This window comes from Pyrinomonas sp., from assembly GCF_040289685.1.
Classification (GTDB): domain Bacteria; phylum Acidobacteriota; class Blastocatellia; order Pyrinomonadales; family Pyrinomonadaceae; genus Pyrinomonas.
This window is the reverse complement of sequence record NZ_PSLQ01000040.1, coordinates 24,811-31,487: the sequence shown is the minus strand read 5'-3', so window position 1 is coordinate 31,487 and position 6,677 is coordinate 24,811. Positions and strand designations below refer to the sequence as shown.

Annotated in this window: 6 protein-coding genes; 1 reads left to right on the top strand and 5 read right to left on the bottom strand. The window is 57.3% G+C overall.

Features of this window, described 5'->3' with window-relative positions:
- The 3 genes from C4334_RS09725 to rpmE all read right to left on the bottom strand — a co-directional run.
- Nucleotides 1-517, bottom strand: a 517-nt coding sequence (locus C4334_RS09725; RefSeq protein WP_352431891.1) for an SMP-30/gluconolactonase/LRE family protein, incomplete at its 3' end; no start/stop codon positions are given.
- A gap of 165 nt (nt 518-682) precedes the next feature.
- Nucleotides 683-1,762 (bottom strand): peptide chain release factor 1, encoded by a 1,080-nt coding sequence (prfA, locus tag C4334_RS09720; protein ID WP_352431890.1) that lies wholly within the window; start codon nt 1,760-1,762, stop codon nt 683-685.
- Between the two features lie 151 nt (nt 1,763-1,913).
- Nucleotides 1,914-2,135, bottom strand: coding sequence for a 50S ribosomal protein L31 (rpmE, locus tag C4334_RS09715; RefSeq protein WP_352431889.1), 222 nt, complete (start codon nt 2,133-2,135; stop codon nt 1,914-1,916).
- A gap of 257 nt (nt 2,136-2,392) precedes the next feature.
- On the opposite strand from rpmE, the gene C4334_RS09710 reads away from it, so the two are divergent.
- The gene (locus C4334_RS09710) at nt 2,393-2,854 is read left to right on the top strand and encodes an ureidoglycolate lyase (protein WP_352431888.1); all 462 of its coding nucleotides are present in this window, start codon (nt 2,393-2,395) and stop codon (nt 2,852-2,854) included.
- Between the two features lie 113 nt (nt 2,855-2,967).
- Here C4334_RS09710 and C4334_RS09705 read toward each other — a convergent pair whose 3' ends face one another.
- Both C4334_RS09705 and C4334_RS09700 read right to left on the bottom strand, forming a co-directional pair.
- Entirely contained in the window at nt 2,968-4,491 is a 1,524-nt protein-coding gene (locus C4334_RS09705) for an alkaline phosphatase family protein (RefSeq protein WP_352431887.1), read from the bottom strand.
- Nucleotides 4,492-4,586: 95 nt separating this feature from the next.
- The gene (locus C4334_RS09700; protein WP_352431886.1) at nt 4,587-5,933 is read right to left on the bottom strand and encodes a class I SAM-dependent methyltransferase; all 1,347 of its coding nucleotides are present in this window, start codon (nt 5,931-5,933) and stop codon (nt 4,587-4,589) included.
- Nucleotides 5,934-6,677: the final 744 nt, after the last annotated feature.

The window sequence follows — 6,677 nt, the reverse complement described above, 5'->3', positions numbered from 1 at the left end:
TGTAAGACCCTACACAGCCCCGCTGTGTAGGGCAGCGCCCGATGAAGCGCGAACCATCCCGGAGCACCTTCGGGAATCCCCCGGCTTTAGCCGTGGGGAGGATGTCAACTGGCGAGAAGGCGATGCCGTTCGGGCGCTTGAAGCTTTTGTCGAGAAGCGTCAGCTCGCCGCGCGGCGACAAACGATAGATGCCATAGAAGCCCAATTCCTCTTGCTCCGAACGGATACCATAAGGCGGGTCGGTGAAGTATATGCTTCCGTCGGAGCGAATGGCCGCGTCGTTCGGACTATTCAAGCGCTTCCCTTGGTAGCGCGCGGCGAGCGTGACGATGGAACCATCGCGCTCCGTGCGCGACACTCGCCCGTCATGTTCGCACGTGATGAGCCGGTTCTGCAGATCGAAGAGGTTGCCGTTGGCGTGGCCTGAAGGTTGACGGAAGACTGCGACGCGTTTCGTCTTCGGATCCAACCTGTAGATGGTGTTGGCCGGGATGTCGCTAATCCGCGCGGATGCCACGCTGGCCCTTCGGTGAAGCGGAAACCGTCGGCGATCTTCTCGATCTTCGTGCCGGGCGCGATGATCGCCGAGAGCGTTTCTTGCGCGTCGGCGGCTTCGAAAAAGAGCAGGCAGAGAGCAAGCGACAGCAGAAGAAGCGGCATGCGTTTCTCCGTGACAGACGGCTCAATCGGCGGCAATCGTTTCCGCCTTCAACCTCTCCGTTTGGTAATGCGTAATGAGCGCTTGAATCAATTCATCGAGTTCGCCGTCCATCACCAGATCGAGTTGATGGAGCGTTAGCCCGATGCGGTGATCTGTCACACGGTTCTCTTTGAAGTTATAAGTTCGGATCTTCTCCGAACGATCACCGCTCCCGATCATGGACCGTCGTTCGCTGGCCAGTTCTTCATGCCGCTTGCGCTCTTCCATCTCCTGCAAGCGCGCGCGCAGCACGCGCATCGCCTTCTCGCGGTTCTTGATCTGCGATTTTTCGTCCTGAATCGAAACGACGATCCCAGTCGGCAGGTGTGTGATGCGCACGGCGGAATAGGTCGTGTTGACCGATTGGCCGCCTGGTCCCGACGAGCAGAAGGTGTCAATGCGTATGTCTTTCGGATCGATCTTGACATCAACCTCTTCGGCTTCCGGTAAGATGGCCACTGTCACCGCCGACGTGTGGATGCGCCCGGAGCTTTCGGTTTGCGGCACGCGCTGCACGCGATGCACGCCCGATTCGTATTTGAGTTTGGAGTAGACGCCTTCGCCTTCGATCACGGCGACGGCCTCTTTAACGCCGCCGATGTCGGATTCCGAGACATCGAGCAGCTCAAAGCGCCACCCCTGTCGTTCGGCATAGCGATGGTACATGCGCAGTATCTCAGCCGCGAAGAGCGTTGCTTCGTCGCCGCCGGTTCCGGCGCGCACTTCCAAGATGACGTTCTTTTCGTCGTTCGGATCGCGCGGCAACAGGAGCATGCGCAATTCGCTTTCGCAAGAACGGATGCGCTCTTCCAAAGAGTCGATTTCAACGCGTGCCAGCTCGCGCAGCTCTTCGTCGTTGCTTTCTGCGAGCATCTCGCGCGCCCCTTCGAGTTCGCGCTTAAGAGCCTTCCACTCGCGATACTTTTCGACTATCTCGCCCAACTGCCGGTGCTGTTTGACGAGTCGACCGTAGGTTGCCGGCTCGGCCAGCACGTCGGGTGAGGAGAGTTGCGTCGTCAACTCCTCGTAGCGTCCTTCGATCTGGTCCAACTTCTCTAGCATAACTCGTTCTTCGATATCTTCTAATGCGACTTGAGAATAGAGAACGACGCCGACGTCGAACGCTTGCGCTCTGTGGCGCAGCTTATCGAAACGTCGGCGTCGGAACTCTTCGGCTAACGCTTACGCTTCTCGATGTGCGCTTTTCTCCTTGTCATGCCGTCCCCGTCTGTTCTTTGCGCGCATACCGCTTGTTGAAGCGATCGACGCGCCCCGCTGTATCGACCAGCTTCTGTTTGCCCGTGAAGAACGGATGGCAGTTCGAACAGATTTCAACGTGCAGGTCCCCTTTGCGCGTCGAGCGCGTGCGAAAGCTCGTCCCGCAAGCGCAATAGACCGTGATCTCGTTGTACTCCGGATGAATGCCTTGTTTCATTATCGCTCGTCCTCGAAGATTCCCGTTTTTAGCCAAGTCGTTAATAATAATTCCCTGCTTGCGCTTGGGTCAAGCTAAGGCGAGAAAGCTTTTAACGCCGTGTCTGCTGAGGGTGCTCTCACAGCTAGCGCGCCATGAGAAGAACCGTTTGCGCTCGCAAACGAAGCCAGCATTCACTAGCTGCGTTGACAACAAGCCGTCGTTGGTGATAAAAGGCCCCGATTTACCCAAAGGATTTTCAACTATCTTACAAAGAGATGAGGATCATTCGCCTTCCCGTTCAAACGCTGACTCGCGAAAGCTTCGCCCCCTACGGCGTCGTCATCGACCGTCGCGGCACGGTGGAGATAGACCTAGGCGGCGGCACGCCGAGCATGACGGGCGCGACTGCCGAACGTCGCCCTTTCCGCTTTGAGTTCATGGCTCGCCATCAACGAACGATGCAAGTCTTCTCGCCGCTCGTCGGCTCGCGTGCCGTCATCGCGGTTGCGCCGCCGAACGGGCGTCAAGCTCCCGATCTGGATGAGATCGCAGCGTTTCTCGTCGATGGTCGCTGGCCTTACGCCTATCATCGCGGCACTTGGCATACGCCGCCTTTCCCGCTCGACGAATGGGCGTCGTATCTGGTCGTCGATCGCCAAGGGACGCTCGAAGAGGATTATGAACTAGTCGATCTGCGCGCCGTGTATGGATGCAGCTTTGAATTCGACTTGCCCTAAGAAGCGCGGCGAGCTTAGGCGAGTGGAGCCTCGGCTCATTGATCAATTGCGAGCTTAAAGGTCAGAAGCGCTGCGCCGCGCGAGACTGCCGATGAGCAGATCTTTGTTCGCTGTCATTTGCAAACGTAAAGGTAGAAGAAAGGGTCCTTCGCTTGAGCTGACGCCTTCTCGTCGAACCAGCGATCGACGTCTTCCGGATGGCGCAATTCGTCACGCAGCAACGCGAGCACGAGATCGTGAGCGAGCACGGTATTGAAAGGCTTGTCGTAAGATCTTCCGCCTCCCGCGCCAGCCAACTTGAGCAAAAACGGAACGCGGGCATCGAGCGGCAAAGAGGCGAAAGGCCGCTCCTCTGCTCGAAGGTCCCCTTTGAAAAAGAAATCGTAAGCATCTATTCGCCACCAATGATCCGACATCAATAGCAAGCTCGTCTCATCCCACAGCCCCGCGTTTTCGAGGACGCGACGCAATTCGCCGACGGTTCTATCCACGAGCGCTAAGTTGTCAAAGTAGCTTCCTTCGCCCGAAGCCGTCGCCTCGCCCGTCCGACGATCGAATATCTCGGGCAGATGCGGAATTGGGAAATGGACGAAAGCGAGATCAACGTTTCGATCAACGATCAAACTTTTGGCCTCTTGCATCACTTCTTGGTAGATCAGCAAGTGGAGTTCGGGCCCATAGGCTATACGTCGCGCCTTTGTTTTTCTTCTGTTGAGGAGGCGGTAACCGAGCGGTAGGCTGGCGATCATCTCGTCGCTTGCGAGCGCATGCTTCATCTGGCCCCATAAGCCGAGATGCTTGGCGACCAACGTGCGCGCATCTTCGCATCTTTCTACATCAGCGGCGAAACTGCGGCAGTACGGATGATACCAACCGACCACTCCGACGCGGAACCCTAGCTCTCGCGCCCTTTTGAAGACCGTCGCGGTCTCGCTTACGGGCACGCCTTTGAACTCGCCAGCCATCTTCAGCGAGGGGCCGCTCGCACCAGCCGTTGGGTCAAGAGAGCAAACGATCTTTCCCGTAAGAAGCGATGGGATCGCCATCATCGTCAACCTGTTGGGCGGATAAGCGTTTTCAGCGTGCCATGACCGAGCGCGCAGATCGTCCAACTCCGGAAGCGCGACGCTCGACGGACGGAGCAGAAAGGTCGCGCGCTGGTCCAATTCGTCGAAGACTATCCAGACGACCCTTTGGCGACGCTTCTGTGCAGCCGGCAAAATGCCCGCGGTGTTTGCCGCTGAGGGGCGCCCCTCTTTCCGCCATTGCCATGCGGCTTGCCCGAAAGTTACGAGGACGAAAGGCGAGAAGAGCAACGTGACCTTGGTGCCCAAAGCGAGCAACTCGCGCTTGAAACGCGAGAAGGCGAGAAGGAAAAGGGCTATCGCAAGGGCTGCCAACGGAGCGAAAAGCGGGAGGACGTGGTTGGACGACTCTCCACTAACAGCGCCGAGCCTCAATCTCAGCACGTTTACGGGGACGAGCAACAGAAGCAGAAAAGAGATGCGCGCCAATTCAAGCAGCCATCCGCCGCTGCGCCTCGCCAATCTCGCTCCGCAAAACAAGAGCGCGGCGACGATCAACACATCGAACGAGATGACGGGAGCCGGGAGTGCATCATCATGGCTGTAGTTCACAGCGCTATCGAGCGATTTTATCCATTGAGACAGGAGAAGAAGGTTCGCCAAAGACAACGCCACCAGCGCATCACGCAAAAGCGCCGACTTAACTCCTACTTTTTGCGGAGGAAGTAGAGCCATCTGTCAGTCCTGCCCAATCTTTTTTTGTCGAGCAGTTCGAACCTGCAAGCGCAACATCTTTCGAACGAATCGCGCGTCAGATGAACGAACAAATCCTCACGACCGCGCGCCATTTGCCGAAACAGTGGATCCTCTGGCGGAACGAATTCCAGCACGGCGAATCGAGAGGTGAGCGCAGCAGCGAAGTTGACTATCTCATTCAACGGAATCCGTTCCGTGACGAGCATGTGATGCAAAATAGCGAGCATCATCACCAAATCGAACGCGCCGTGCGCTCTGCTCTCAAACGAAGCGCACTCACGATTGCGCCAACCGATCGCCGGGCTCGGTCGTGAAATATCGATGACCAAAGGCAGCACCGAACGATCTTCGTCGCGCGCTCGACGCCAAACGACGCCGACGACCGCAGGATCGGAATCGATGGCGATCACCTGCGAACCGCTCCTTGCCGCAAGAAGGCTAAACGTTCCCGTGTTGCAACCCGCATCCAATACGTCGCGGGGGCGATGAAAGCTGATGAAGTTCGCGACGAGTCGGATCTTATCTGCCGTGTAATCACCGTCGTGATATCGAACGTATTCGAACCAGGTGGATCTTTTGTTCTCTGTAGGTCGCACTGCATCGAGCTTCCTTCGAAGAACCCGCAAGGTCTTTGACAAGATGAAGACCGCTTGCTGAGGAGATGAGGCTCTCCTCTTTTCGTAGAGCGACGCGGAGCGGGCAACTCGCCTTTGCGAAAGGAACGCCGGCAGCCAAACCAAAGAGAAGAACGGAGGCAGAAAGCGTCGCCAGCGACCGCAAAGGGCTTCCGCTTCCTCTGGCGACAGACCGTCCCGCCGAGAGATGAAGATTTGATCCAACCTTATTCCGAATTGCTTGTTCAAAAGGAGCGGCAGTAGAAAAGTCCGCATGAACTGCCCGGCAGCGCGCCATACGAAGTCGAGCGGATCGCGCTTCTCAAAAGAGAGCAGATCGATGAAGACCGGCTGGCAATTGCGATAGAGGATGTTGTAGGGAGTCGCGTCTTTGAGCACCATCCCTTCGCCCAAAACGCTCTCGGCCAAGTCCAGCGTCAGCTCAGCAGCCGCGTGGAGCATCTCCGGCGGCCACTCGTACGGGAAGGTCGGGAAACGCACCCGCTCGTGTTCGACGAGATGCAACCCTTCGGGCAACTCTTCTTCACGCAAGACATGGATGAGGGACGGGCCTTCGGCTTCGCCGATCACCCTCGTACCGATGAGCTTGCCGGCCTCGCAGTAGGTCCTGAAAGTGCCCGAATCGAGGAAGCGGAGCAGATCAGCCCAAGCTGCCGGTTCCACGGCGCGCCAGATCCTTTCGCCATCCGTAAGAACAAATCCCGACGGATCACGAAAAGAGAGGGGACGGAGAACACCGCTCTCGACCGCTAATGAGCGCTTCATTCTCAGCCGGTGTTCGATGGATGAAGGTTTAGATTGCCTCCCGGGGCAAAATAGTTCGGGCAGATCCGGGACTGGAAATCAGTGCGATCACCACCGTTCTTCGCCACCGTGACGGATCTCCTCGCTCTTCTGCTCGCAGGCTTGGGAAGACCTTGAACGAAAGCCGAAGATCCGGGACCAGAAAGAACGCGCGTAGAACGCTGCGCCGAAGAAGAACGCAATCAGCAACTGCCAGAGCAAAGCCCCCGAGCCGGGGTCAACGTAGAACAAAAAGCACGAACCATTCACCATCTGAAATCTTCCTTTCCGTTTTCGTCCTCCCTGGGATCGGCACCCCTGGCCGGAAGAAAGATCGAAAGAGGAAGAACGTTCCCCCCAAGCCTCTGCTGCGTTCCTCCTCTCTTCTGCCAAGCCCTCGAAAAAGCGCATTCACCGTTATGCCATCTGGCGATGAGCGACGCCGAAGAGATCCCTTCCGGGGTCTTTTGTGCGCCTCTCTGAATCGGAACCTGCCGACTCAAAATATTTAGACGCCGCGCGTGCGAAAAAGTTCGGAAAATCTCTCTGAACGAGGTCTAACAACGCTGAAAAGGGGCGAAGGGCACATCCCCTCAAGGAATCTTCGCGGGGCTACGAAATGCG